At 59.9% G+C, this 23,646-nt stretch carries 26 protein-coding genes and 1 riboswitch; of the genes, 5 read left to right on the forward strand and 21 right to left on the reverse strand.

Annotation, left to right across the window (positions count from 1 at the left end; translation table 11 throughout):
* Nucleotides 1-103 precede the first annotated feature (103 nt).
* A complete protein-coding gene (locus ACA079_RS23295) occupies nucleotides 104-427 on the reverse strand; it encodes an SEL1-like repeat protein (RefSeq protein ID WP_415770488.1) in 324 nt (107 codons plus the stop codon).
* 996 nt (nucleotides 428-1,423) lie between these two features.
* On the opposite strand from ACA079_RS23295, the gene ACA079_RS23300 reads away from it, so the two are divergent.
* The 3 genes from ACA079_RS23300 (at nucleotide 1,424) to ACA079_RS23310 (ending at nucleotide 3,823) form a co-directional block, all read left to right on the forward strand.
* Nucleotides 1,424-1,648 (forward strand): hypothetical protein, encoded by a 225-nt coding sequence (locus ACA079_RS23300; RefSeq protein WP_007898912.1) that lies wholly within the window; start codon nucleotides 1,424-1,426, stop codon nucleotides 1,646-1,648.
* A gap of 275 nt (nucleotides 1,649-1,923) precedes the next feature.
* The gene (locus ACA079_RS23305) at nucleotides 1,924-2,406 is read left to right on the forward strand and encodes a hypothetical protein (protein ID WP_497701097.1); all 483 of its coding nucleotides are present in this window, start codon (nucleotides 1,924-1,926) and stop codon (nucleotides 2,404-2,406) included.
* Between the two features lie 145 nt (nucleotides 2,407-2,551).
* Nucleotides 2,552-3,823, forward strand: coding sequence for an OmpP1/FadL family transporter (locus ACA079_RS23310; protein WP_497701098.1), 1,272 nt, complete (start codon nucleotides 2,552-2,554; stop codon nucleotides 3,821-3,823).
* Between the two features lie 89 nt (nucleotides 3,824-3,912).
* Here the strand turns inward: ACA079_RS23310 and ACA079_RS23315 are convergent, their stop codons facing one another.
* The 14 genes from ACA079_RS23315 to cobO all read right to left on the reverse strand — a co-directional run bounded on the left by ACA079_RS23315 (nucleotide 3,913) and on the right by cobO (nucleotide 15,438).
* Nucleotides 3,913-4,464: a glutathione peroxidase gene (locus ACA079_RS23315; RefSeq protein WP_497701099.1), complete on the reverse strand. Its 552-nt coding sequence runs from the start codon at nucleotides 4,462-4,464 to the stop codon at nucleotides 3,913-3,915.
* Between the two features lie 55 nt (nucleotides 4,465-4,519).
* On the reverse strand, nucleotides 4,520-4,642 hold the full coding sequence (locus tag ACA079_RS23320) for a hypothetical protein (RefSeq protein WP_008148682.1): 123 nt from the start codon (nucleotides 4,640-4,642) through the stop codon (nucleotides 4,520-4,522).
* A complete protein-coding gene (locus ACA079_RS23325; RefSeq protein WP_497701100.1) occupies nucleotides 4,639-5,847 on the reverse strand; it encodes an MFS transporter in 1,209 nt (402 codons plus the stop codon). Before ACA079_RS23325 ends, ACA079_RS23320 begins: the two co-directional genes overlap by 4 nt.
* 52 nt (nucleotides 5,848-5,899) lie before the next feature.
* Nucleotides 5,900-6,304 (reverse strand): MarR family winged helix-turn-helix transcriptional regulator, encoded by a 405-nt coding sequence (locus ACA079_RS23330; protein WP_033055842.1) that lies wholly within the window; start codon nucleotides 6,302-6,304, stop codon nucleotides 5,900-5,902.
* A gap of 140 nt (nucleotides 6,305-6,444) precedes the next feature.
* Nucleotides 6,445-7,179: an adenosylcobinamide-GDP ribazoletransferase gene (locus tag ACA079_RS23335; protein ID WP_497701101.1), complete on the reverse strand. Its 735-nt coding sequence runs from the start codon at nucleotides 7,177-7,179 to the stop codon at nucleotides 6,445-6,447.
* Between the two features lie 2 nt (nucleotides 7,180-7,181).
* A complete protein-coding gene (gene cobC, locus ACA079_RS23340) occupies nucleotides 7,182-7,757 on the reverse strand; it encodes an alpha-ribazole phosphatase family protein (RefSeq protein ID WP_497701102.1) in 576 nt (191 codons plus the stop codon).
* Nucleotides 7,754-8,809, reverse strand: a complete 1,056-nt coding sequence (gene cobT / locus ACA079_RS23345) for a nicotinate-nucleotide--dimethylbenzimidazole phosphoribosyltransferase (RefSeq protein ID WP_497701103.1) — start codon at nucleotides 8,807-8,809, stop codon at nucleotides 7,754-7,756. The genes cobC and cobT overlap by 4 nt, the downstream gene beginning before the upstream one ends.
* Nucleotides 8,806-9,327, reverse strand: a complete 522-nt coding sequence (gene cobU, locus ACA079_RS23350; RefSeq protein ID WP_497701104.1) for a bifunctional adenosylcobinamide kinase/adenosylcobinamide-phosphate guanylyltransferase — start codon at nucleotides 9,325-9,327, stop codon at nucleotides 8,806-8,808. Before cobU ends, cobT begins: the two co-directional genes overlap by 4 nt.
* Before the next feature lie 121 nt (nucleotides 9,328-9,448).
* Nucleotides 9,449-10,900: a cobyric acid synthase gene (locus tag ACA079_RS23355; protein WP_497701105.1), complete on the reverse strand. Its 1,452-nt coding sequence runs from the start codon at nucleotides 10,898-10,900 to the stop codon at nucleotides 9,449-9,451.
* On the reverse strand, nucleotides 10,897-11,889 hold the full coding sequence (cobD, locus tag ACA079_RS23360) for a threonine-phosphate decarboxylase CobD (protein WP_497701106.1): 993 nt from the start codon (nucleotides 11,887-11,889) through the stop codon (nucleotides 10,897-10,899). The genes ACA079_RS23355 and cobD overlap by 4 nt, the downstream gene beginning before the upstream one ends.
* Nucleotides 11,882-12,790 carry an adenosylcobinamide-phosphate synthase CbiB gene (gene cbiB / locus ACA079_RS23365; protein ID WP_497267319.1) on the reverse strand — a complete coding sequence of 303 codons (909 nt, stop codon included), beginning with the start codon at nucleotides 12,788-12,790 and terminating at the stop codon, nucleotides 11,882-11,884. Before cbiB ends, cobD begins: the two co-directional genes overlap by 8 nt.
* A complete protein-coding gene (gene bluB / locus ACA079_RS23370; protein WP_497701107.1) occupies nucleotides 12,787-13,437 on the reverse strand; it encodes a 5,6-dimethylbenzimidazole synthase in 651 nt (216 codons plus the stop codon). The genes cbiB and bluB overlap by 4 nt, the downstream gene beginning before the upstream one ends.
* Complete coding sequence (locus ACA079_RS23375) at nucleotides 13,434-14,816, reverse strand: cobyrinic acid a,c-diamide synthase CobB (RefSeq protein ID WP_497701108.1); 1,383 nt, start codon at nucleotides 14,814-14,816, stop codon at nucleotides 13,434-13,436. The genes bluB and ACA079_RS23375 overlap by 4 nt, the downstream gene beginning before the upstream one ends.
* Before the next feature lie 10 nt (nucleotides 14,817-14,826).
* Nucleotides 14,827-15,438 (reverse strand): cob(I)yrinic acid a,c-diamide adenosyltransferase, encoded by a 612-nt coding sequence (gene cobO / locus ACA079_RS23380; protein WP_134098068.1) that lies wholly within the window; start codon nucleotides 15,436-15,438, stop codon nucleotides 14,827-14,829.
* A gap of 81 nt (nucleotides 15,439-15,519) precedes the next feature.
* Nucleotides 15,520-15,754, reverse strand: a riboswitch (cobalamin riboswitch).
* Between the two features lie 154 nt (nucleotides 15,755-15,908).
* Here cobO and ACA079_RS23385 point away from each other — a divergent pair.
* Both ACA079_RS23385 and ACA079_RS23390 read left to right on the forward strand, forming a co-directional pair.
* The gene (locus ACA079_RS23385) at nucleotides 15,909-16,493 is read left to right on the forward strand and encodes a hypothetical protein (RefSeq protein WP_309678127.1); all 585 of its coding nucleotides are present in this window, start codon (nucleotides 15,909-15,911) and stop codon (nucleotides 16,491-16,493) included.
* A 67-nt stretch (nucleotides 16,494-16,560) separates the two neighbouring features.
* Entirely contained in the window at nucleotides 16,561-17,874 is a 1,314-nt protein-coding gene (locus ACA079_RS23390) for a PQQ-dependent sugar dehydrogenase (protein ID WP_497701109.1), read from the forward strand.
* A 93-nt stretch (nucleotides 17,875-17,967) separates the two neighbouring features.
* Here ACA079_RS23390 and ACA079_RS23395 read toward each other — a convergent pair whose 3' ends face one another.
* From ACA079_RS23395 to ACA079_RS23420, 6 genes are all read right to left on the reverse strand, one after another.
* Nucleotides 17,968-18,621 (reverse strand): O-methyltransferase, encoded by a 654-nt coding sequence (locus ACA079_RS23395; RefSeq protein WP_497701110.1) that lies wholly within the window; start codon nucleotides 18,619-18,621, stop codon nucleotides 17,968-17,970.
* 15 nt (nucleotides 18,622-18,636) lie between these two features.
* Nucleotides 18,637-19,173 carry a C40 family peptidase gene (locus ACA079_RS23400; RefSeq protein WP_497701111.1) on the reverse strand — a complete coding sequence of 179 codons (537 nt, stop codon included), beginning with the start codon at nucleotides 19,171-19,173 and terminating at the stop codon, nucleotides 18,637-18,639.
* Nucleotides 19,174-19,338: 165 nt separating this feature from the next.
* Complete coding sequence (locus tag ACA079_RS23405) at nucleotides 19,339-19,989, reverse strand: C40 family peptidase (RefSeq protein WP_497701112.1); 651 nt, start codon at nucleotides 19,987-19,989, stop codon at nucleotides 19,339-19,341.
* 214 nt (nucleotides 19,990-20,203) lie between these two features.
* Nucleotides 20,204-20,908 carry a DnaA regulatory inactivator Hda gene (hda, locus tag ACA079_RS23410; protein WP_008148645.1) on the reverse strand — a complete coding sequence of 235 codons (705 nt, stop codon included), beginning with the start codon at nucleotides 20,906-20,908 and terminating at the stop codon, nucleotides 20,204-20,206.
* 230 nt (nucleotides 20,909-21,138) lie between these two features.
* Nucleotides 21,139-22,212, reverse strand: a complete 1,074-nt coding sequence (locus ACA079_RS23415; protein ID WP_497701113.1) for an AI-2E family transporter — start codon at nucleotides 22,210-22,212, stop codon at nucleotides 21,139-21,141.
* A gap of 38 nt (nucleotides 22,213-22,250) precedes the next feature.
* A complete protein-coding gene (locus ACA079_RS23420; protein WP_497701114.1) occupies nucleotides 22,251-23,309 on the reverse strand; it encodes a DUF2066 domain-containing protein in 1,059 nt (352 codons plus the stop codon).
* Nucleotides 23,310-23,646 lie beyond the last annotated feature (337 nt).

Here is a 23,646-nt window from a genome sequence, read left to right on the forward strand (position 1 = left end):
GCCCGCCAGACCAAGCAATGCGCTGGTCAAGTCCATAGCCATAGCCACTCCTGCCAATGAAATAAAGCTTGAAGGTTAACCAAGGCGTCAGGTCTTGGACAGCTCAGTCTTCGATCAGACCAAGTTCCTGCTGGGCGCGTCGATCCCCTGCCCGCGCGGCCGAACGCAAAAGGTCCTGGCCGATACGGCGATCCCGGGCATTCCCGCATTCACGGCACATCAGCTGACCGAGACGGCTTTGCGCGGCCACGACCCCTTCACGGGCCGGCTGCTTGAGCAAACGTCCGGCGAAGTGTTTGACGTTGTGGTTTTCGCCCAGACGCGGGCTGTCCAGCAGCCACTCGGCCACACGCATCGAAAAGCGCTTGGGCGGGGTAATGCTGGGAGGTGTGGAGGTTGCAGAGACTGATACTGAGCGAAACTTCATAAAGCACTGTGGGGCAGATCGGAAGGCGCGCCACTCTACTCTTTTTTTCTTACAGGTAAAGCCTAAAAAAACCCGGCACGCCCGTCCTAGAGCAAGCGCTCGGGACAATCCACAGAAGCTGTGGATAACTCAGTGGACAACCGCCCTTGAACTCTCGCAAAGCCGTATGGAATGGGGCTCGCAGTCAAACTGACGATTTTTTCACCAGTAAAAAAAAGCGATGTTTTTCATTGACTTAAATTTTGGTTACAGGCACCCACTGCGTTTGAAGGGAAGATGACAGCGGCGTGACACCCTCCGTGACTTATGTGCACAAGTACCTTCGAGGCAGTTATATCGATGCGCTTTTTCGACGCATTTTTCGCCTGCACCTGGGGATAAACCTTGGCAAACCCGTGATCCAGGCTGGTCCTGGCCCGATGAGCCGTGACTACCAATGGTCGGAATTTGTGCTATTACAGGGCAAGTCTGCGGGTCTGGCTTTTTCCGAGCGCCAATCCGGACGTTGAATGAGGGCGTTCAGAGAACTTTTTTGCTAACACACTTCCCTTCAGCAATTCAATCCGTTAGTATCCGCGGCGTTAGTACCAAGCTGAAAGTCAATTCTGGTCGAACAAATCCTCCCGGTCAGCCTTCCCAAAGGAAGCCTCCACCGACAAAGCGGGATCGACCACCTCGATGGTTTCCAGGTAAACCTTGCGTCAACACAGCCTTTGAATCGAAAGCAAAGGGTGTTGCGAAGCTCACTTACTCTGACCGAACCAACCTGCAAATTGATCAGGATCTTCACCCCGGGCCCAGAACCTTTGCCCTTGATGTGTTGCCTGCCCTCCTAAGTACCTACCTGCCAGCCCAAGCGCGCCAATTTATAGCGCTTCAAACTGGCTGCTTTGTTCCAGTCGGGTTCTTCGCTCGACCAATGGTGGTCGTCGTCACTGGAACGTTTTAATTTTGCACGGTTCTTATCCGTGTCGCTTGTAGGAACACCCAATGACTATGTCTACTCAAATCCACACCCAGGATGCAATTCGCACCCTAACCAATGCTTTTGCACCAATGAACTGCCTGATCATGGCTGCTCGCAAAGGCTGCTTCAGCTTCACTCTGGTCAACGAACACGGCATCGCTCGTCACAGCGAACGCCTGTACCCCGATCAATACTCCAGCGCCGAGCCGCTGCAGGCCGTGATCGAGCGTACCCGTCAGGCACTGGTTGCCTGATACGCCAGAAAGACTGAAAACCTCAAAAGCCTCGCTCAAAAAGCGGGGCTTTTTATTGCCCGATATTTCTCTTTTCGCTGAAGCCGCCTAAGCACTAACCGATATAACGGTTATAACTCGCAGCCGGAAATATTTTAAAAACAGGCCTTTACGGCGCGAATATGACACTACACTTCAACTCAAGCGGCTTGTTCCGCTTCCGGCGAGCCTGATTCGATTCACTGCTGCCAATGCCCCTTCAGGTATCGCCGACCATTTCACGTTTCGAGGGCTTTATGGGTATCGCTGCCAGCGAACTGTGCCGTTATGTGATCCGCCCGACATTGATTTACCTCGGGTGCCATAGCGCAACTGCCGAATCCCTGCTGCTGGGCATTGCCGCCAGCCAGTCGGCCCTTGGTACTGCCCTGCATGACCGCCGTGGACACGGCCTGTACCGAATCGCCGAACCCCGCCATCAAGCACTTTGGGACCACTACCTGGCACTTGACCCGGAACGCGCAAGCCTGGTTCGCGGCCTGGCCAGCCAACATGCTTTCCTGAGTGGTCCGCACCTCGAATTGACCGTCAACCTGCGTTACGCCACAGCCATCGCCTGGCTGCTGGTAGAAGAACAGAACACCCCCCTCCCCGAAGCAGACGACCTACTGGGAATGGCCCGAATCTGGCGCCAGACCTTCCAGCCTCAAGGACGCCTGAGAGACTTCACCTGCGCCTGGCAAACCTGTGTTTCATCGCTGAATCAGGTCGCCTGCTGATCTGCTGTTTCCACAAGATCGCACAACCGCTGCGATTTTGGTCGGATTGTCCTACAAAACCGCTCTAAATCAAGCATTACAGCCTATAGCGCTGGGACGAAAATGTTGGTAATTTTCGCCCCGGTGATCACCAGGAGTTCTAATAATGAAAAAAGTAATGCTCAAAACCACCCTTAGCCTCGCCGTTACCTTGGCATCCACCCAGATCTTCGCAAGTGGCTTTGCCCTTAACGAACAAAGCATCAGCGGGATGGGGACAGGTTTTGCCGGGCGATCTTCTTCTGCCGACGACGCATCCACAGTTTTTGGCAACCCTGCCGGCATGTCTCGCCTCAAGCGCGAACAAGTGACCGGTGGTGTTGCATTTATCGACGCGCACGCTGATATCAGTGATGCCAGCTCCAGTCCGAATAGTGGTACCAACAAAGGTGACATGGTCCCTTTCATGGGCGTGCCCATGGGCTACTACGTAAAGCCAATCGATGACCATTGGGCAGTCGGTTTCGGCGTCTACGCTCCATTCGGCCTGGTGACCGACTACGAGAACGGCTTCGCCGGCAAATACTTCGGCAGCAAGAGCGAAGTCAAAATCGTGACTCTCCAGCCAACCGTCAGCTACGCCTTCAACGACAAGGTGTCGATCGGTTTCGGTCCGACCATCAACCGCATCGACGGTACCCTGGAATCGAACCTGTCGCTGAACCCTCGCGCAGCGGACGGCACCGTCAAGATCAAGGGTGACGACACCGCGCTGGGCTACAACATCGGCATCATGGTTCAAGCCCTCGAAAGCACTCGCCTCGGCCTGACCTATCACTCGAAAGTGAAGTACAAGCTCGAAGGTGACACCAAGGTCAACTACGGCGTGCTCGCGGCGCTGGGCCAGAACCCGAACCAGAAGTTCGACGCTTCGCTGGACATCACCACGCCTGAGTCGGTGGACTTTTCGGTCACTCACCAACTGAACGACCAGTGGACCCTCTACGCAGGCAGCACCTGGAGTCGTTGGAGCCGCCTGAAAGAGATCTCCGTCGAGAACGAAGGCGTTCCTGCAGCCCTGGCCGCACGCGGCTTTGGCACCATCACTGAAGAGCAGAACTGGCACGACACCTGGGCTCACGCCATCGGTGCTTCGTACCAGTTGAACAAGCAGTGGGTGCTGCGTACCGGCCTGTCGGTTGACCAGTCGCCGACCAACAACGTAAACCGCTCCCCACGTATCCCGACTGGCGATCGCAAGATTTTCAGCCTGGGCGCTGGCTGGAGCCCGACCGAGGACCTGACCATCGACGTAGCGTATTCGTACCTGCGCGAAGAGTCGGTCAAGGTCAACAACAGCAACGGCCGCCAGAACTACAGCGCAGAGTATGAAAACTATGCGAACGGTTTCGGTGTTGGCGCAACCTACCGCTTCTGATAATTCACGGCGAGCTTGAACCACTCGCCGCCTGAATCAAAAAAGCCCCACTCTCTTGTACAGAGGCGGGGCTTTTTAGTGGGTGTCGATCAGGGTTGCGAGGCCAGTGCCTTCTCCACCGCCTCGATGAACTCAGGATCGTCAGGCTTGGTCAGGCTGGAGAAATTGGCGATCACTTTGCCCTTGCGATCAACCACGTATTTGTAGAAGTTCCACTTCGGCGCGGTGCTTTGCTTGGCGATGATCTTGAACAAGTGCGTCGCGTCATTACCGCGGACTTTCTGCGGTTCAGTCATGGTGAACGTCACGCCGTAGTTCACGTAGCAGACCTTGGCAGTCTCTTCGCCATCCTTGGACTCTTGCTTGAAGTCGTTGGACGGAACGCCGATCACCTCCAGCCCCTGATCCTTGTAACGCTGATTCAGCGCCTCAAGGCTTTTGAACTGCGGGGCGAAACCACAGAAGCTCGCGGTATTGACCACCACCAGCGGTTTGCCGGCGAAGCGCTGGCACAGGTCGATGGATTCCTTGGCGCGCAGCTTCGGCAACGAACCTTGCAAAAGTTCCGGGCATTCGGCCGCTTGAGCCAATCCACTAAACGCTACCAGTAACGCGGGAACTGCGAGCCAGCGCATCAGCATGTCGGTGCATCCTTGAGAAATCGTCAGAACCGAAGTTACTCGCCCTCACATCCTGCTAGCAAGCACCCATGCCCAGTTGCATCAACGCCAGCCCGCCCTGATGCCAGCCCCACCACGACAAGGCGAGCAGCAAGGCGCAGACAGCGACGACAGCGATCCGCGGCCAGAGACTGTTCATATCGCACTCATCTGTGTTTGCAGGCGCGCCACCGGCTGCTCACGCACCGGCCAGTTCAGGGCGGCGGCCAACAGGCTTAAGAGAATCGCCACTTGCCAGATCAAGTCATAGCTCCCGGTTCGGTCGTACACCACCCCGCCCAACCAGCCGCCGAGGAACGATCCGAGCTGGTGAAACAGGAAAACAATCCCACCGAGCATGGACAGATTTCGCACGCCGAACAAGGTTGCGACGGTGCCGTTGGTCAAGGGCACCGTCGACAGCCACAGGAAGCCCATCGCCATGCCAAACAAGTACGCGGTGGTTGTCGTGACGGGCGCCCACAGGAACAACCCGATCACCACTGCCCGCAGCAGATACAGGCCGGTAAGCAAACGCGGCTTGGACATGCGCCCGCCGAGCCAGCCTGCCGTGTAGGTCCCGAATATGTTGAATAGCCCGATCAGCGCCAGCACCGTCGTGCCGACGCTCGCCGGGAGGTGCTGATCCACCAGATAAGCCGGCAAGTGCACGCCGATGAATACCACCTGAAAACCGCAAACAAAAAAGCCGAATGCCAGCAGCCAAAATCCCGAATGGGAACAGGCCTCGCGCAGTGCCTCGGACAGTGTTTGCTCATGACCGAACACCGGTAGCGGCTTGTCCTTGAGCATGCTCACCAGCGGCACGATCAGCGCCACCAACAGGCCCAACACCAGCAATGCCGCGGACCAGCCGAGCCAGCCGATCAACCCCAGCGTACCGGGCAACATGGCGAACTGGCCGAAAGAGCCGGCTGCGCTGGCAATGCCCATGCCCATGCTGCGTTTCTCCGGCGGCACTGCGCGGCCGACCACGCCGAGGATCACCGAGAACGAGGTGCCGGACAGACCGATGCCGATCAACAGGCCGGCGCTCAAGGACAAGGTCACGGCGGAATCCGACAGGCCCATGAACACCAGGCCCACCGCATACAAGACACCGCCGACCAGCACCACTTTCGCGGCGCCAAAGCGGTCGGCCAGCGCGCCGGTGAATGGCTGCGCCAGGCCCCAGATCAGGTTCTGCAAGGCAATGGCGAAGGCAAACGTCTCACGCCCCCAGCCGAACTCGGCACTCATCGGTGCCAGAAACAGCCCGAAGCCGTGCCTTACGCCCAAGGACAACGCGAGAATCAGCGCACTCCCCAACAAAACCCAACCACAAGTACGCCACATCGATGTCATTCTTATTCTCCGGTAGCGGGTATATACCCGCTTAAGATCGGAAAAACCGGCATCAGGCCAGTTCGTCCAGCAGTCGCAGCAAGGTTTCGCGTTTCTCGGCACCCAAGCGGTCAATCAATCGCTGTTGCGCCGCTTCCCACGCGGGCAAGGCCGCTTTCAGGCGCTCAACACCGGCCTCGGTGAGCATGACGATGCGGTTACGCATGTCTTCGCCCTCAACCAGCATCAGCAAGCCTTCGCCCTCCAGCACCCGCAGATTGCGCCCCAAGGTGCTGCGATCCAGCCCCATGGCCTCGGCCAACGTGGAAATACTCGGTTTATCCAGACGCTGCAGATTACACAGCAGAGAATACTGGGCAACGTTGATCCCGAAGCCGTCGAGAGCGCCGTCGTAGTGCCTGCTGACGCCACGGGCGGCGCGACGCAGGTTGATGCATAAACATTGGGAGTCGAGCATGGTGCGTGTATATACCCGCGGTTAAATGAATGCAAATTTTTGGAACAAATTACCTGTAGGAGCAAGGCTTGCCCGCGATGAACGTGAACGCGGTTTATCTGAAAGAACAGCAGCGCGGCCATCGCGAGCAAGCTTTGCTCCTACGGGACCAGGGCAACGCCCACCAGCAGCGCCATCTCGAGGATTTCCAGCAATGCTCCGGCCGTGTCGCCCGTCGTACCGCCCAATCGACGCAGCATCACTTGCCGCAACCACGCAAAAACCACTGCCGCCAGAACAAGCGCCCAAACACCGCTGAGACCCGCGATCAATACACAGGTTAATGCGCTAACGACCAACACCTGCTTGCCCGCCAGACGCGGCAGATGATCGGCCAGCGCTTGCCCCAACCCGCCGGCACGCACATAAGGCGTGGTCAGGAATAACCCCAGCATCGCGCTGCGCCCAATCAACGGAACGATGATCAGGACAACGGCGTGTTGCTGCTCGATCAATGCCAGTAACGCGGCGAACTTGAGCAGCATCACCAGCACCAGCGTCACGACCGCAATCGGCCCGCTGCGCGGGTCCTTCATGATCGTTAATGTGCGCTCTCGATCACCGAACCCACCGAGCCACGCATCGGCGCTGTCGGCCAGGCCGTCCAGGTGCAAAGCGCCGCTGAGCAATACCCAAACCGTCAGCAACAGCGCGGCGTGAAGCAACAACGGGGTGCCGAGCAACAGCCAGTCGAACGCCCACAAAATCCCGCCGAACAGCAGGCCGACCAGCGGATAAAACAGAAGCGACCGCCCCAATTCCTGTGGCGCCGGCATGCCCGGCAGACGAATCGGCAGACTGCTCAAAAATTGCAGGGCGATCCAGAACGGCAACATGATCAGAGCGCTTCCTTTAACAACACGCCAGATTCGACCGTCAGCGAAAACAACGCGCCATGCCCGACTTCGATATTGAGCAACTGCTCACGAGGAAATCCCCGCGCCTGAGCCAGCAACAAGCGCATGACCCCACCGTGACTGATCAGCAACACCCGCTCGCCGGCGTAGGCGGCATGCAAGCGCTCAACGGCTGCCAACACCCGCGTCGAAAAATCCACCACCGGCTCACCCTGAGGCGGCGTAAACGAGTAAGGGTCGGCCCAGAACAATCCCAACGCCTCCGCATCGGTTTCCATCAGCGCCGCAGCGCTCTGCCCTTCCCATGCGCCGAAGTGCAGCTCTTGCAGGTCTTTATCCAACTGCACCGGCAAACCCAGCTGTGCGCCGAGTTCTTCGGCGAACCGCGCACACCGCTGCAACGGCGAGCTGACCAAACGATCCCAAGGCCCCTGCTCGACCACCGCCGCGCGCATCTGCGCCCAGCCCTTTTCAGTCAGCGCATCGTCGAGGCTGCCGCGCAAGCCGCCGCCGAGTTCGGTTTCACCGTGGCGCAATAGGTCCAGGCGCAAGGTCATGCCGGACGATCCGCCACGGCGGCCTCGGCGAAGGTCGCCATCTGCCCGTGAAGGTCGCACGCCAGACGCAGCAACGGCACGGCCAACGCAGCGCCACTGCCCTCGCCCAGACGCAAGCCGAGGTCCAGCAGCGGTTCGGCGTTCAAGGTTTCCAGTACATGACGATGACCCGGCTCGGCGCCGCGATGACCAAAAAACAGCCACTGACGGCATTCAGGATTCAAGCGCACCGCCACCAACGCCGCGACGCTGCAAATGAAACCGTCCACCAGCACCGCGACGCCTTCCTGAGCACACGCCAGATACGCGCCGACCAGTGCTGCGATCTCAAAACCGCCAAGGTTGAACAGGGTTTGCAGCGCATCGCCACGTTGAGCGCTGTGCAATGTCAAAGCGCGCTCGATGACCTGAGCTTTATGGCTGACACCCGCCGCATTCAAACCCGTGCCCGGCCCGGCCAGATGCACCACCGGGCAATCGAGCAAGGCACAGGCCAATGCGCTGGCCGCGGTGGTGTTGCCGATGCCCATCTCGCCACCGATAAACAACTGCGCACCCGCCACGATGGCGCGCTGCACGCTGTCACGACCGGCCTGCAAAGCGAGCTCGCCTTGAGCCGGCGTCATGGCCGGACCTTCGACGAAATTCGCCGTGCCCGGGCCAATGTTCAAGTGACGCACACCCGGCAAATTCAACGACGGCGTTACCGTTCCGAGGTCGACAACTTCCAGGGAGGCCCCGAGTTGACGCGCCAACACGCTGATCGCCGCCCCACCACTGACGAAGTTGTGCAGCATCTGCCCGGTGACTTCCTGGGGAAATGCCGACACCCCTTCAGCGACCACGCCGTGATCACCGGCAAAAATTGCGATCCACAGCTGATCCAGACTCGGCTTGACCTGCCCCTGCATACCGGCCAATTGCACGGCCACCGACTCAAGCCGGCCGAGGGAGCCGGCCGGTTTGGTCAGCTGCTGTTGACGGGCCTGCGCCTGCTCGACCGCTTGAGCATCGATCGGTTTGCAGGGGTTCAGCCACCAGGATTGAGTCATAACGCAGTTCCTTTCAAAGTCAGGGGCAGACCGGCGACGGTCAGGACGACGCGCTGACAGCGCTCGGCCAACGCTTGATGCAGCCAACCGGCTTCATCGACATAGCGGCGAGTCAATTCGCCCAGCGGCACGACACCCATTCCGGTCTCGTTGCTGACAAAAATGATTTCACCCGGCAGCGACGCCAGGCAGTCCAGCAAAGCATCACGTTCGGCCGACAGGCGCTCGGTGTCGTCGAGCATCAGCAGATTGGTCATCCACAACGTCAGGCAATCCACCAGCAAGCAACGATCGGCGATGGCGGTTTCGCGCAGGACGCGGGCGAGCTCCACCGGCTCTTCGATCAACGCCCATTCGGCTGGACGACGGGCGCGGTGATGGGCCACCCGCTCGTTCATTTCACCGTCGAGGGGTTGGCTGGTGGCGATGTAAGTCACCGCCAGACCGCTATCGGAGGCGAGTTTTTCGGCCAGGCGACTTTTGCCGGAGCGGGCGCCGCCGAGGATCAGTTGCAGCATGGTTCATTCCTTCAAATTGGCGGTGTGGCGACGGGCCTCATCGCGAGCAAGCTCGCTCCCACATTGGAATGCGATCACCTGTGGGAGCGAGCTTGCTCGCGATAGGGCCAGAACAGCCACCTCAAATCCCACAGAGCTCACGCAGCAGTGAAGTATCCAGATGCTTCTCCACCAGGTCCGCCAGCCGCTCGATATCGCGCTCACGCAACGCGTGATAATCCACGTCCTGCACAGCCTGCAAACCTGCCCAGCGCAACAGCGCACTGCACGCCGCGGGCGATTCAAACAGGCCATGCAGATAGGTGCCGAAAATCTGCCCATCCACGCTTTGCGCACCGTCGCAGCGACCGTCGTCCAGCTGCACCGCGGCGTTTTCCAGCGCCGGCCCGGTGGTCACCCCGGCATGAATTTCATAGCCGCTGACCGGCGCGTCTTCCAGCGCCAGACGCCCGCGCACATTGCGCAATTGCTTCTCTTCTTCGAGCTGGGTTTCGAACGCCAGCAAGCCCAAACCGGCGCTGGAACCCGGTGCGCCTTCGAGGCCTAGCGGATCGTGGACCTGCTCGCCGAGCATTTGCAGACCGCCGCAAATTCCCAGCACTTTGCCGCCATAACGAAGATGACGACTGATCGCGGTGTCCCAGCCATTGGCCCGCAGATACGCGAGGTCGCTGCGCACGCTTTTCGAGCCCGGGAGAATAATCAGGTCGGCCGGTGGAATCGCCTGACCGGGGCCGACAAATTGCAGATCCACCTGCGGATGCAGGCGCAACGGATCGAAATCGGTGTGGTTGCTGATACGTGGCAGCACCGGCACCAGCACTTTCAGCACCTGATCGGCCTTGTCGGTCTGACGCTGATCGATGCCGTCCTCGGCTTCCAGGTGCAGGTCCATCACGTAAGGCAGAACGCCGATCACCGGTTTGCCGGTGCGCGCTTCCAGCCAGTCCAGCCCCGGTTGCAGCAAAGCGATATCGCCGCGAAACCGGTTGATGATAAAGCCTTTGACCCGCGCCTGCTCGCTGGGCGACAGCAGTTCCAGCGTGCCCACCAGATGCGCAAAAACGCCACCGCGATTGATGTCGGCAATCAGCACCACCGGACAATCCACCGCTTCGGCAAAGCCCATGTTGGCGATGTCACCGGCACGCAGATTGATCTCGGCCGGCGAGCCCGCGCCTTCGACCATGACCACTGGATAAGCTGCGCTCAGCCGTTCATGAGAGGCCAGCACCGCTTGCATGGCGATGGCTTTGTAGTCGTGATACGCAACGGCGTTCATCGTCGTGACCGCACGACCATGGATGATCACTTGGGCGCCGGTGTCGCTGTTGGGTTTGAGCAGCACCGGGTTCATGTCGGTGTGCGGCTCAAGGTTGGCGGCTTGAGCCTGCACCGCTTGCGCGCGACCGATCTCGCCACCGTCGGCGGTCACGGCACTGTTGAGCGCCATGTTCTGTGGTTTGAACGGCACGACGCTGACACCCTGACGCGTGACCCAGCGGCACAACGCCGTCACCAACGTGCTTTTACCGGCGTCGGAAGTGGTGCCTTGCACCATCAACGTAGTCATTGGGTTTCCTTGGCGTAGGCTTCGAACGCTTGCGCGAGACGTGTCCAGTCGGTTTCATCAGCGGGCAAGCCGAAACGCAGGCTGCTGTTGTGCGTGAACAACCGCAGCAGAATGCCGCGCCGGGCCATGAACTCATGCAGGGCTTCGGCGCGCTCGGTGATCAGCCATTGAAACAACGCGCAGCCGCCTTGGGGTTTGAAGCCGTGCTGTTCAAGCAGCAGCGCAAGACGTTCACTGGCTTCATCAGCGCGAACCCGTTGCCGGGCATGCCCTTCGGTATCCCGCAGACAGGCCTGACCCAGCACCCGCGTCGGCCCGCTGACCGCCCACGGTCCCACTTGCTCGGCCAGCAATTTGAGCAACTTGCGCTCGGCCAGCACGAAACCCAGGCGCACACCGGCCAGGCCGAAAAACTTGCCGAAGGAACGCAGCACGATCAACCCGACCTGATTGGCAAAAGGTGCCAGGCTCAGCTGTGGTGTGTTGTCCATGAACGCCTCGTCCACCACCAGCCAGCCACCGCGCTGCGCCAGCCGCGAATGCCAGTCGAGCAGCCGACTCGGTGTCAGGCTCAGGCCGGTAGGATTGTTCGGGTTGACCACCACCAACACGTCGAGGCTGTCGAGAAAGAAGTCGACTTCCTGCTCCAGCACTTCACGCACGATGTAGCCATTACGGCGCCACGCTTCGGCGTGTTCGGCGTAACACGGCGAGAGCACGCCGACCTTGCCGACCCGGCGCAAACGCGGCAGCAACTGGATCGCCATTTGCGAGCCGGCCACCGGCAGCACCTGAGCAGCGCCGTAATAATCACAGGCCGCCTGCTCCAGACCGTCATCGGTTTCCGGCAACCGCGCCCAGGCCCGCAACGGAATCTCCGGGACCGGAAACGGCCAGGGCGCGAGGCCGCTGGACAGGTCGAGCCAATCGGCTTCGGCGATGCCGTAATCGAGCGCCGCCTTGCGTAACCGACCACCGTGCTCAAGCATAAAATTCAGCCCCCACGCAGAGGATCAGCAACCATAACCATACCCCGCGCTGGACCAATTGCCAGCCGCGGTCGATGGAGTCGGCATCCGCCGGCATGCCTTCGCCCAGTTGCGGACGCTGATGCAGTTCACCGTGATAAATCGCCGCCCCGCCCAACTCGACGCCAAGCGCACCGGCACCGGCCGCCATCACCGGACCGGCATTCGGGCTGTCCCAGGTCGGGCCCTGGGTACGCCAGCATTTCAGCGCCAGTCGGGTTTTGCCCAGCAGCGCGTAGGTCAACGCCACCAGGCGTGCAGGAATGTAGTTGAGGACGTCGTCGATCTTTGCCGCCGCCCAGCCGAAACGCTCGAAACGTTCGTTGCGGTAACCCCACATCGCATCCAGCGTGTTGCTCAAACGGTAGAGCACCACGCCAGGCGCACCGGCCACAGCAAACCAGAACAGCGCAGCGAATACCGCGTCGCTGCCGTTCTCCAGCACCGATTCTGTGGCGGCGCGGGCGACTTCGGTTTTATCCAGTTCGCTGGTCTGGCGGCTGACCAGATAACTGACACGTTTGCGTGCCTCGTCCAGATCATCACTGCGCAGCGCCTTGGCCACCGGCTCGACGTGTTCACCGAGGCTGCGCATGCCGAGGGCGCAATAGAGCACCAGAATCTCGACGATCCAGCCGACGTAGGGCGCCCAGGAAAACGCCGTGGCCAGCAGGGTCAGCGGCAACACCGCGATCACCCAGGCAGTCACGCCATGGCTGCGCCAGCCGCGACCTTCACCATTGAAACGTTGCTCGATGCGGTCGGCAAAACGGCCGAACGCCACCAGCGGATGCCAGCGTTTGGGTTCACCCAGCAGCGCATCCAGCGCAACCGCGGCGACACTCAACAACGCCACACTCATTGACTCACTCCCCAATAATTTTCATACAGCAGCTCACTGAGTGGACGCGCCTGCGCCCAGCCTTCGAGTACCAGCATCGGCGCCGGATAGAATTCCTTGACCGGGCCGAGACAAAGAACGGCCAACGGCTTGGCTCCGGCGGGCAAACCCAGCAAGTCCGCCAGTGCTTGCGGCTCGAACAGCGAGACCCAGCCCATGCCCAATCCTTCAGCGCGGGAGGCCAGCCAGAGGTTCTGGATCGCGCAGGACAACGAGGCCATGTCCATTTCCGGCATCGTGCGGCGGCCGAAGATGTGACGCTCGCGATCGTCCATCAGCGCAGCGACCAACACCTCGGCGCAGTCGTTGATGCCTTCGACTTTGAGCTTCATGAATTCGTCGGTGCGCTCGCCGAGGGCTTCGGCGGTGCGGATGCGTTCTTCTTCCACCAACAACTGGATCTTGCCGCGCAGGGCTTGATCACTGATGCGGATGAACCGCCAGGGCTGCATCAGGCCGACACTCGGCGCCTGATGCGCGGCTTCGAGCAGGCGCCGCAGTAACTCGGGCTCGACCGTGCCGCCGCTGAAATGACGCATGTCACGGCGTTCGCCGATGGCGCGATAAACCGCTTCGCGTTCAGCCTCGGAAAATGCGTTGTCAGTCATGGCCTCTTCGCGAGCAAGCTCGCTCCCACAGGGTTCGTGTGATCCATTGTGGGAGCGAGCTTGCTCGCGATGGCGGCCTCAAGGTCAGGCGCAAACAATGCGGCTACAGCAGTTGGATTGGACGGGAAATAAAAATGCACATAAGAGGCAGTCATCCGCCCCTCACGATAAACCGCCTCCGCCCCTCGCCCGCCGTTAGGGCTCAAGCCACGAGCAATCGGCTCAAGCTCGGTACTGGTCAGCGAGTGGTGATAGGTGTGCCCGCGCAACGAACCTTCCGGCAACTCGACTGCCTGCAACGCCAGCGCGGCCAGACGCTTTTGCATCACCGCATCCCCGGCCAGCAAGCCGACCAGTTCAGCGCGAGTGCCCTCGACATCGGTCAACGAATCGAGCAGATAAAGCATGCCGCCGCACTCGGCCAACAATGGTTTACCTGCCGCATGGTGAGCGCGGATTGCGGCCAGCATCGTAGTGTTCTGTGACAGCGCCACATGATGCAATTCGGGATAACCGCCCGGCAGATAGAGGCTGTCTGCCTCCGGCAATTGCGTGTCACGGATCGGCGAGAAAAACAGCAACTCAGCGCCCATGGCGCGGAGCAGATCCAGGCTTGCGCCGTAAGTGAAGGCGAACGCTTCGTCACGGGCCACAGCAATCCGCACACCAGCCAGCAACGGCTCGGCAACGATCACATCAGGCGCGGCGAATTCCACCGCTGGTGGCAGCGCGACCTCGCAGCTGCTGGCCAGTGCATCGGCCGCCGCATCGAGACGCAGATCGAGATCGTTCAACTCACTGGCCTGAACCAACCCGAGGTGCCGACTCGGCAATTCGATACCGGTTTCCCGGGACAAAGCGCCGTACCAGCGCAAACCTTCAGTGAGGCTGCCTTCCAGTAACTGCGCGTGACGCAGGGTGCCGACGCGGTTGGCCAGCACACCGGCAAACGGCAAGTCCGGCTGATAACGCGCCAGCCCCAACGCCAGTGCGCCAAAGGTCTGCGCCATGGCAGTGCCGTCGATCACACCCAGCACTGGCACACCGAAATGCCGCGCCAGATCAGCACTGGACGGAGTGCCGTCAAACAACCCCATCACGCCTTCGATGAGGATCAGATCGGCTTCGCCTGCGGCCTCCCACAACAGCCGACGACTTTCCTGCTCGCCGACCATCCACATATCCAATTGATAAACCGGCGCACCGCTGGCGCGCTCGAGAATCATCGGGTCGAGAAAATCGGGGCCGCACTTGAACACGCGAACCTTGCGCCCCTGATTGCGATGCAAACGGGCCAGTGCGGCGGTGACGGTGGTCTTGCCCTGACCGGAGGCCGGCGCGGCAATCAATACCGCCGGGCAATGACGATGGCTATTCATAAAGTGCAGCTCACAACTCGACGCCTTTTTGCGCTTTGATCCCGGCCTGGAATGCGTGCTTGATCACGCCCATTTCGGTGACGGTGTCGGCCAGTTCGATCATCTCCGGCTTGGCGCCGCGACCGGTGACCACCACGTGCTGCATCGGCGGACGGGCCTGCAAGTCGCTGAGCACTTGATCGAGATCCAGATAACCGTGCTTGAGTGCGATGTTCAATTCATCCAGCACCACCAGGCCGATCGACGGGTCACGCAGCAATTCGCACGACACCGCCCACGCGGCTTCAGCGGCGGCGATGTCACGCTGGCGATCCTGGGTTTCCCAGGTGAAGCCCTCGCCCATCACATGAAAACGCACCTGTTCCGGGAAGCGCCGGAAGAACAGTTCTTCGCCGGTGCTGCTGCGTCCTTTAATGAACTGCACCACGCCACACTGCATGCCGTGGCCCATGGACCGGGCGAGCATGCCGAAAGCCGAGCTGCTTTTACCTTTGCCGTTGCCGGTCAGCACCAGCAGCAGGCCACATTCATTCGGGGAGTTGGCAATGCGTTCGTCGATCACGGCTTTTTTGCGCAGCATGCGCGCCAGATGACGTTCGTCACGATCAGGGGTATCAGTCATGGGGGAGCTCTCCGTTGAGGCTGGATAACGGCGGGCAGGCACAAGAATAGACGGCAAAAAGCCTGGCATCGCCCACCGTGATGCCGCTGGATGGATCAGGCCGGTCTCCGGGCTCATGAGCGGCGTTTTGCCTGACTGCGCGCCTTCCCATGTCGACAGTCGACACAGTGGCTCAAGGCGCAGTCTTCACTCATTTACCGTTGCGGGGGCAGCGCCGGGATCATGGCTCTTCGTCGCTTGAAGAGAGTCACTCACCGGCTTCCCTGTTTCACTCTGTCGACCAAGGTCACAGAGCACCTGAAACAAGCCGCGAAGGTTAGAGGGTTGGGGATGGAGCGTCAATTGAAGACGGGCAGCGTGCGAGCGAATAACTGCCGTCGATCAATTATCTGACGCCAATCTTGTGCCACACTCTCAGCAGTGATATCAAAGAGCCACAACCTCACAACACAATAACAAGGGTGAGCCACATGCAAGGCATGATCATCAGCAATCCGAAGCTGGAATTCCTGCGCCCGGTGCTGGAACGCTGGTTTGACTGTATCGACCGCTACAACGCCGTGCGCGGCGATAACGACACGCCTTACTGGTTCGACGAAAAAGCCAACCTGAGCCTGCTGTCCGCCGCGGCCTGGATGGCGGAAATGGTCACGCTGCAACAAACACCGACCCGTAAACAGACCGAAGAAGGCGAACGCAATGGCCGCGCCGATCTGTTTATCGCGACCAGCGAAGAACGCGCTTACCTTCAGGCGACCCAGCGCTGGCCACGCGTCAACAGCCTGAACCTGACTCAAGCATTGCAGGACATCACCAGCGATGCCAAACGCATCAGCTACGCCAGCGACCTGAAACTCGGCTGCCTGTTCGTTGCGCCACAAAAAGCCCAACAAAGCGCCACCCCGGAAGAACTCCAGGACATGGTCGACGATCTGCAAAAGGAACACACCTGCGCGGTCGCCTGGTACTTCCCCTATGCCTATCGCAAGTTGCGCAACGAAGCCGGCAACTATCACCCCGGCATTGCCGTGCTGTTCAAGGAAGCCCGCGGCTGACGGTTGAACCATCGCGCACCTGCGCTTCTCTACTGATTAGGTCAATGCATTCATAGGGAAGATCAGCATGCGCAAGCCCCAGCTCGCTCTCGTCATCGTGCTCGCCGGAGGGCTTGCCGCCTGTGGTGAAAACGCCAGGCTGCAAGTCTCCGACGGCACCGGCCCGTCGCCCAAGCTGCCAGAACCGAACAAAACCCTGATCCCGACGATGAACATCGCCCCGGCGATCGGCTGGCCGGACGGCACGAAACCCATCGCTGCGACAGGGACTCAGGTGGCGGCTTTTGCCGAAGGTCTCGATCACCCGCGCTGGCTTTACGTGTTACCTAACGGCGACGTGCTGGTGGCCGAAACCAACGCACCACCCAAACCCGATGACGGCAAAGGTATTCGTGGTTGGGTCATGGGCAAAGTCATGGGCCGTGCCGGCGCCAAAGTACCGAGCCCGAATCGCATCACGCTGCTGCGGGACAAGGACCACGACGGCATCGCCGAAACCCGCACAGTGTTCCTGGAAAACCTAAACTCACCCTTCGGCATGACCTTGGTCGGCAATGACCTGTACGTCGCCGACACGGATCGCTTGCTGCGTTTCCACTATGAAAACGGCGAGACGGCGATCAAGTCGCAGCCGATGAAGGTGATCGACTTGCCGGGCGGTACGCTGAATCACCACTGGACCAAAAACGTCATCGCCAGCAAGGACGGCAGCAAGCTGTACGTCACGGTGGGCTCCAACAGCAACGTGGCCGAAAACGGCATGGACAAGGAAGAAGGTCGCGCGGCGATCTGGGAAGTAGATCGCGCCACCGGCAACCATCGGATCTTCGCCTCGGGGATTCGCAATCCAAACGGCCTGGCCTGGGAACCTCGGAGCGGCGCATTGTGGACGGCGGTCAACGAGCGCGACGAAATCGGCAGCGATCTGGTGCCGGACTACATCACTTCAGTGAAGGACGGCGGGTTCTACGGTTGGCCTTACAGTTATTACGGCCAGCACGTCGACATCCGCGTCGAGCCGCAAAACCCCGACCTGGTGGCCAAGGCCATTGCTCCGGATTACGCGGTCGGCCCGCATACCGCATCGCTGGGCTTGACGTTCGCTGAGGGCAACAGACTGCCGGCGCAGTTCAAGGAAGGGGCATTCGTCGGCCAGCACGGCTCGTGGAATCGTAAACCGCACAGTGGCTACAAAGTGATTTTCGTGCCGTTCGCGGGAGGCAAACCGACTGGGCAACCGGTCGATGTGCTCACAGGTTTCCTCAACGCAGATGAGAAAGCCATGGGCCGGCCGGTAGGCGTGGTGATTGATCAGCAGGGGGATTTGTTGGTGGCGGATGACGTGGGCAATAAGGTGTGGCGCGTGTCAGCGGCCAAGTAAAAGTCAAAAGATCGCAGCCTGCGGCAGCTCCTACAGGGCGTACACCATCCACTGTAGGAGCTGCCGCAGGCTGCGATCTTTTTCAATAGGCGCCTACCTTTTGCGGCACAGCGTCAATCCATCACCTATCGGCAACAACGACAGATCCACACGCGAGTCATCCTTCAAGGCGCGATTGAGCGCCTGGATGGCTCGGGTGTCTTCGCTCTCGGGATTGTCCTCAAGCACCCGTCCGCTCCACAGCGTGTTATCAAACACCGCCAGACCGCCGACGCGCAGCAGACGTAATGCGTGCTCCAGATAGCGTGGGTAGTTGGCTTTGTCGGCATCGATGAAGATCAGATCGAATGGCGCTTGCTGATCCAGCTGAGCCAGGGTTTCCAGCGCGGGCGCCAGACGCAGATCAATCCGCTCGGCAAGCCCTGCTTCCTGCCAGTAACGGCGCGCGGTGGCGTTGTAGTCACCGGGTATGTCACAGCAGATCAGCGAGCCGTCATCCGGCAATGCAGCTGCCATGCACAAGGCGCTGTAACCGGTAAAGGTACCCACTTCCAGCAGACGCTTGGCGCCGGTGAGTTTCACCAGAAGCGCGAGGAACTGACCTTGCTCGGGCGCCACCTGCCAGCGAGCCATGGGCAGCGCTTGGGTTTCGTCACGCAAACGCTTGAGCAGCGGCGTTTCACGCAGGGAAACGTCGAGCAGGTATTGATACAGGGAATCGTCGAGATTGAGTGTGCGAGCGGTCATGACAACCTCTGCAATTTAGGGGTTGCGTGCCAAGTGCTCAGGTTGCAAGACGCGCTTGGCACTCAGATAGGCTTTCTGCCAGTAAGCCTTGGACAAGCTGTCGAGCTTCACCGTGCCACCGGTGGCGGGCGCATGGACGAAGCGACCTTCGCCGACGTAGATCCCGGCGTGGCTGACCTGAGAACCGCCATTGGTGGCGAAGAAGATCAGGTCACCGGTTTGCAGACCTTCCTTGCCCACGCTGGCCGCCTGCATGCTGATCATCTCGCGCGTGGTGCGCGGCAGGGAAATGCCGGCGACGTCACGGTAGACATAACCGATCAGCCCGCTGCAATCGAAACCCGAATCCGGCGTGTTGCCACCCCAGCGATACGGCGTGCCCACCAGGCCGAGCGCGCGGAACAAGACGTCTTCTGCCTCAGGGGAGAATGCTTGGGAGGAACTGAAAATAATGGGAGCGCGAACCACCGGCGCAGGGGGCGGTGTACGGCTGGCGCAGGCGCTGAGCAGCGCTGCGAAGAACATGATTGTGAGGCGGGCCGACGTCGACATATGCAGAGCATCCTGATCTGGCTGCGGCTTTTTCTGCAGGGGGCGCAGAAAAGAAAACCGCCTGCGCAGGACGCAGGCGGTTTGCCATCAATAATAGATCAGGATTCTAGCTGCTACGCGGCAAACTTCAAGTAAGACTTTAAGTTCACCTTACAAAAAGTCCGCTTACTTGCGAGCCGTGACGATCGTCGGGGCCGCAGTCGGTGCCATCGCGAGTGCGCGCTTGGCTTCGATGAAGGTTTTGCTCCAGTAGCTGTCGCCCAGGCTATCGATCCGGACACCACCACTACGGCGGCTGCTGGAATGGATGAACTGGTTGTCACCCAGGTAGATCCCGGCGTGACTGACGCGGCCGCGACGGCCATTGGTGGCGAAAAACAGCAAGTCGCCCGGCTCCAGTTTGCTGCGAGAAACCAGCGGAGCGTCGACGTTGATCATTTCGCGAGTGGAGCGTGGCAGGTTCAGACCGGCTTCTTCACGAAACAGGTAACCGATGAAGCCGCTGCAATCAAAGCCAGCTTCGGAGGTGCCACCGAAACGGTAACGGGTACCGATCAGGGACATGCCGCGTTCGAGGATGCTGTCAGCTAGAACCGGAAGCTGGTACGACTTGCCGCCGGCGAAGTCTGCCAGTTCTTTTTCGGTGGCCGCCTCTTCTTGAAAAAGAGCCTGCTGATAAAGAGCAGAAGATTGGGCGGTAGCAGAATTTTTAACCTGCTGTTGTTGCTCTTGCTGGGACACTGGAGAGTGGGCAGCGCAACCGAACAACAGGGTGACGAGTGCGAGGGGCACGAGGGGTGCAAAGCGATTTAGCATGGGCACGACCGTGGCTGATAGTTCTAAAGAAGCCGAGACTATGCCTACTATCATCCTCATTTGCAAATTCAATCGAACTTTATGTGACTTCTTGGTTTCGCGTTTACATCTAAGCGCTGAAGCCCGTTTTAGACACTCGCGCAGCCTGCAACCCTGTAGGAAAGCGGAATTCTCTACGCCTGAAGCATGCCAAAACCCGCTACAGGCCTTGGCTTTACCAGCCTAGCGTTTCTTTCAGGAACGGAATTGTCAGCTTGCGCTGAGCTTGAAGGGAAGCCTGATCGAGACGCTCAAGCAACTCGAAAAGTGCACTCATGCTGCGCGTACCGCGGGTCAAAATAAAATGCCCGACTTCATCGGTCAGGTGCAGGCCGCGACGAGAGGCGCGCAGTTGCAAGGCACGCAATTTGTCTTCGTCGGAGAGCGGACGCATCTGAAAGATCAGCGCCAACGTCAGGCGGGATTTGAGGTCCGCCAGCTTCACCGGCAGTTCACGCGGGGATGTCGACGCGGCGATCAACAGGCGTCGTCCGCTGTCACGCAGACGATTGAACAGATGGAACAACGCCTCTTCCCAATCCGCCCGACCGGCCACCGCCTGCAAATCATCCAGGCAGACCAGTTCGTACTGTTCGAGGTTGTCGAGGATGGCGATGCCGCGATCAAGCAGCTCGGCCAACGGCAAATACACCGCCGGCTCCCCCAGTTGCTCGAAGCGCAGGCAGGCCGCCTGCAACAAATGCGTACGCCCTACCCCGTCCTTGCCCCAGAGATAAATCAGGCTTTCGGTCCAGCCGGCGTCGGCTTCGCATAGCCGCTCGACATAGCCGAGTGCAGCGGCATTGGCGCCTGGATAGTAATTGATAAAGGTAGCGTCATCACGCAGACGCACACCTAGGGGCAGCTGAATCGGTTTCATGCTGACTGAACAGTTCCAAAGGAACCGTTAGTGGCCTCTGTGTAAAGTTTGCGAAGTTTATACCCGTGAGGCGGGTCGCACAATGCGACAGACCACAAGCAAAATCAAAGGTTTGCGTTAACGCACTGGTTTTATGACAGTTTCTTTGGCGGCGCATGTGACAGCCGCGCGAGGGATTCGGGTCAACCTGGCAATGAACCAGGCTGCCCGCGATGCTTGATCAGGCCCTCTTAAATCTCGGGCTCATCAACACCGCTGTACATATCCGAATCTTTATACAAATCATGCACATGGCGCACCAGCACCATGATCACCGCCGCCACCGGCAGTGCCAGCAGCACACCGGTAAAACCGAACAACTCGCCCCCTGCCAGAATCGCGAAGATCACCGCCACCGGGTGTAGACCGATCTTGTCCCCCACCAACAATGGCGTCAGCACCATGCCTTCCAGCGCCTGCCCCACCATGAACACCGCGACGATACCGAACATGGGATACAGATCGCCGCCGAACTGGAACAGACCGGCAATCAAGGCCGCGCCGATCCCGATGACAAACCCCATGTACGGCACGATCGCCGCCAGACCGGCAATCATACCGATCAACAGTCCCAATTCCAGCCCTACCAGCATCAGGCCCGCCGCGTAGATCACGCCCAGCGCCACCATCACCAGCAACTGACCGCGCACGAACGCACCCAGTACTTCATGGCATTCACCTGCCAGGATCACAACGCGCTCTTCGCGGTCACGGGGCAGCAGACCGCGGATCTTGGCCATCATCAAGTCCCAGTCCCGCAGCAAGTAGAAGACCACCACCGGGATCAGCACCAGATTCGCCAGCAAGCCAATCAATGCGAGGCCGGAGGCCGTTGCCTGGCTCAGCACAACACCGACAATGTCAGTGGTCTGGCCCATGTGCTCACTGATCGCAGCCTTGAGCTTGTCGAACTTCCAGAAATTATCCGACAGTCCAAATTTCGATTGCGCCCACGGCAGTGCGGTGTGCTGCAACCAATCGAGCATCTGCGGCGTCAGTTCGTACAAACGAAACAACTGCTTGGCGAGCATCGGCACCAACACCAACAGCAGTGTCGTGAAGATAAAGGTAAACAGCGCAAACACCGCCACCACGCCCCAAGTCCTAGACAGGCCGGCCTTCTCCAGCCGATCCACCAGCGGGTCGAACAGATAGGCCAGCAGCAACGCGACCAGGAACGGGGTCAGAATCGGATGCAACAGCCAGACAAACGCGCAGAGCAGGACAACCCCACCCAACCAGAACCAACGCCGCGTATCGGCCATGTACAACTCCCTATGCATCTATATAAAGAAAGAAAACCTTACCAACGGAAACGCAACTGCGGCACAGGTGCCGGAGTCGGCGCTACTACCGGTGCAGAACCCTCGGCCGGCTGAGCCGGTGCGACTGGCGCCGGCGCTTCACCGGCCGGAACCTCCTGCAACTTCGCCAGCGACAATTGCGACCTCAACTGTTCGGCGCTGCCATTGACCCGGTAGAGAATCCGGTCGCCGTCGACACTCTGCAGACGCGCACCAAACGGTTCCAGCAAACGCCCAAGCGCCGCGTAGTGCTCCAGATTCATGCCCTGTACTTCGAGCAATTGTTCGCCCGAAGCACCCGGTTTGACGACAAAGCGAGGCGCCAGCCGCTCACTGACCGCCAGCATCACCGCATCGGCCACAGCGGCCTGATCCGCGCCCTGCACACTGCCCGCCTCCTTCTTGTCACCCAGCCACATCTGCCACTTGGCTTGCCATTGGCCGCCCTCTTCACGGGCATGCACCGCAAGCAACGCATCAGCGTTGTAACGCTCTGACGCCCCGCGCAGTGGCGCTGCATCCGCACCTTCCAGGTGTGGCGCCGTGGCGACAATCTGCTCATTCAGATCGGCCAGCGGCAGGCGCAGCGGTAAACCACGGTGTTGAGCCGCTCGGCGCAGCGGTGCAGCACTGGCCTGGCCATCGCCGACCAGGCTCGAACCCTCGGTGGAGTCGTTCAACCACCAGCCGAGGATCGAAGGCCGGTTCGCCCCCCACAACGACAGCCCGGCACGGCGCAAAGCTTGCTCGGTGGTGGCCGGGTCGAAATCGACCTTCAGCACTTCCGGCGGGCCAGCGTCAAAACCGTACTGACTGATGATTTGCTGCGGGTCCTTGCGCAGTGCCGCCAACCCCGGGTTTTGCGCAGCCTTGGGATCGCCGGTCAGGCGCAATACCAGCGTGTCCAGCGCGCGCTGGGTCGCTTGATCGCGCTCCTCAGTCGACTGACTGCTGACAGGCTCGCGCACTTGATAAAGGCCTTTGACGGTTTCGGCATGACTCGCCAGGCTGACCAATGACATACAGCCCGCAAATAAAAATCTAGAAAAAAAACGCATGGAGGATTCCTGACGACAAGAGCGGCTGGAACAGGCCGCGTGAACCGGATTGAGCAAGGCTGTGACCACGCCCCCAAGCAAAACATTCACCTGACCCTGGTAAGTTTTTGCACTGTGCTAACGATAGACGGTTAATAGCGATACCTTATACAGCCATGAAGGATGCGGCCAACACGGGCAATGAAGGTTTTTTTAAGCTGATATGCCCCTGCCGTCGGCCTGAGGATGGCCGCTGCCCCTCAAGCCTGATAAAATCGCGCGCCTTCGCAGACCGGCAACAGCCGGGCACCCTGAAATTCGCGGATGGCAATCGCCTTCGTCAGTTTCGGTGGTCCCA

The organism is Pseudomonas sp. LBUM1645, assembly GCF_059716185.1.

Coding starts and splice junctions, on each gene's coding strand:
- ACA079_RS23300 (WP_007898912.1), top strand. CDS start 1,424: ATGTCTACTCAAATCCACACCCAGGATGCAATTCGCACCCTAACCAAT.
- ACA079_RS23375 (WP_497701108.1), bottom strand. CDS start 14,816: ATGAATAGCCATCGTCATTGCCCGGCGGTATTGATTGCCGCGCCGGCC.
- ACA079_RS23320 (WP_008148682.1), bottom strand. CDS start 4,642: ATGAACAGTCTCTGGCCGCGGATCGCTGTCGTCGCTGTCTGCGCCTTG.
- ACA079_RS23390 (WP_497701109.1), top strand. CDS start 16,561: ATGCGCAAGCCCCAGCTCGCTCTCGTCATCGTGCTCGCCGGAGGGCTT.
- cobD (WP_497701106.1), bottom strand. CDS start 11,889: ATGCTTGAGCACGGTGGTCGGTTACGCAAGGCGGCGCTCGATTACGGC.
- ACA079_RS23385 (WP_309678127.1), top strand. CDS start 15,909: ATGCAAGGCATGATCATCAGCAATCCGAAGCTGGAATTCCTGCGCCCG.
- ACA079_RS23395 (WP_497701110.1), bottom strand. CDS start 18,621: ATGACCGCTCGCACACTCAATCTCGACGATTCCCTGTATCAATACCTG.
- ACA079_RS23420 (WP_497701114.1), bottom strand. CDS start 23,309: ATGCGTTTTTTTTCTAGATTTTTATTTGCGGGCTGTATGTCATTGGTC.
- ACA079_RS23305 (WP_497701097.1), top strand. CDS start 1,924: ATGGGTATCGCTGCCAGCGAACTGTGCCGTTATGTGATCCGCCCGACA.
- ACA079_RS23400 (WP_497701111.1), bottom strand. CDS start 19,173: ATGTCGACGTCGGCCCGCCTCACAATCATGTTCTTCGCAGCGCTGCTC.
- ACA079_RS23330 (WP_033055842.1), bottom strand. CDS start 6,304: ATGCTCGACTCCCAATGTTTATGCATCAACCTGCGTCGCGCCGCCCGT.
- cobC (WP_497701102.1), bottom strand. CDS start 7,757: ATGACCTTGCGCCTGGACCTATTGCGCCACGGTGAAACCGAACTCGGC.
- ACA079_RS23310 (WP_497701098.1), top strand. CDS start 2,552: ATGAAAAAAGTAATGCTCAAAACCACCCTTAGCCTCGCCGTTACCTTG.
- ACA079_RS23295 (WP_415770488.1), bottom strand. CDS start 427: ATGAAGTTTCGCTCAGTATCAGTCTCTGCAACCTCCACACCTCCCAGC.
- ACA079_RS23405 (WP_497701112.1), bottom strand. CDS start 19,989: ATGCTAAATCGCTTTGCACCCCTCGTGCCCCTCGCACTCGTCACCCTG.
- cobT (WP_497701103.1), bottom strand. CDS start 8,809: ATGACTCAATCCTGGTGGCTGAACCCCTGCAAACCGATCGATGCTCAA.
- ACA079_RS23325 (WP_497701100.1), bottom strand. CDS start 5,847: ATGACATCGATGTGGCGTACTTGTGGTTGGGTTTTGTTGGGGAGTGCG.
- ACA079_RS23335 (WP_497701101.1), bottom strand. CDS start 7,179: ATGTTGCCGTTCTGGATCGCCCTGCAATTTTTGAGCAGTCTGCCGATT.
- cobU (WP_497701104.1), bottom strand. CDS start 9,327: ATGCTGCAACTGATCCTCGGCGGCGCCCGCTCCGGCAAAAGTCGCCTG.
- ACA079_RS23415 (WP_497701113.1), bottom strand. CDS start 22,212: ATGGCCGATACGCGGCGTTGGTTCTGGTTGGGTGGGGTTGTCCTGCTC.
- bluB (WP_497701107.1), bottom strand. CDS start 13,437: ATGACTGACAACGCATTTTCCGAGGCTGAACGCGAAGCGGTTTATCGC.
- ACA079_RS23355 (WP_497701105.1), bottom strand. CDS start 10,900: ATGACTACGTTGATGGTGCAAGGCACCACTTCCGACGCCGGTAAAAGC.
- hda (WP_008148645.1), bottom strand. CDS start 20,908: ATGAAACCGATTCAGCTGCCCCTAGGTGTGCGTCTGCGTGATGACGCT.
- cbiB (WP_497267319.1), bottom strand. CDS start 12,790: ATGAGTGTGGCGTTGTTGAGTGTCGCCGCGGTTGCGCTGGATGCGCTG.
- cobO (WP_134098068.1), bottom strand. CDS start 15,438: ATGACTGATACCCCTGATCGTGACGAACGTCATCTGGCGCGCATGCTG.
- ACA079_RS23315 (WP_497701099.1), bottom strand. CDS start 4,464: ATGCTGATGCGCTGGCTCGCAGTTCCCGCGTTACTGGTAGCGTTTAGT.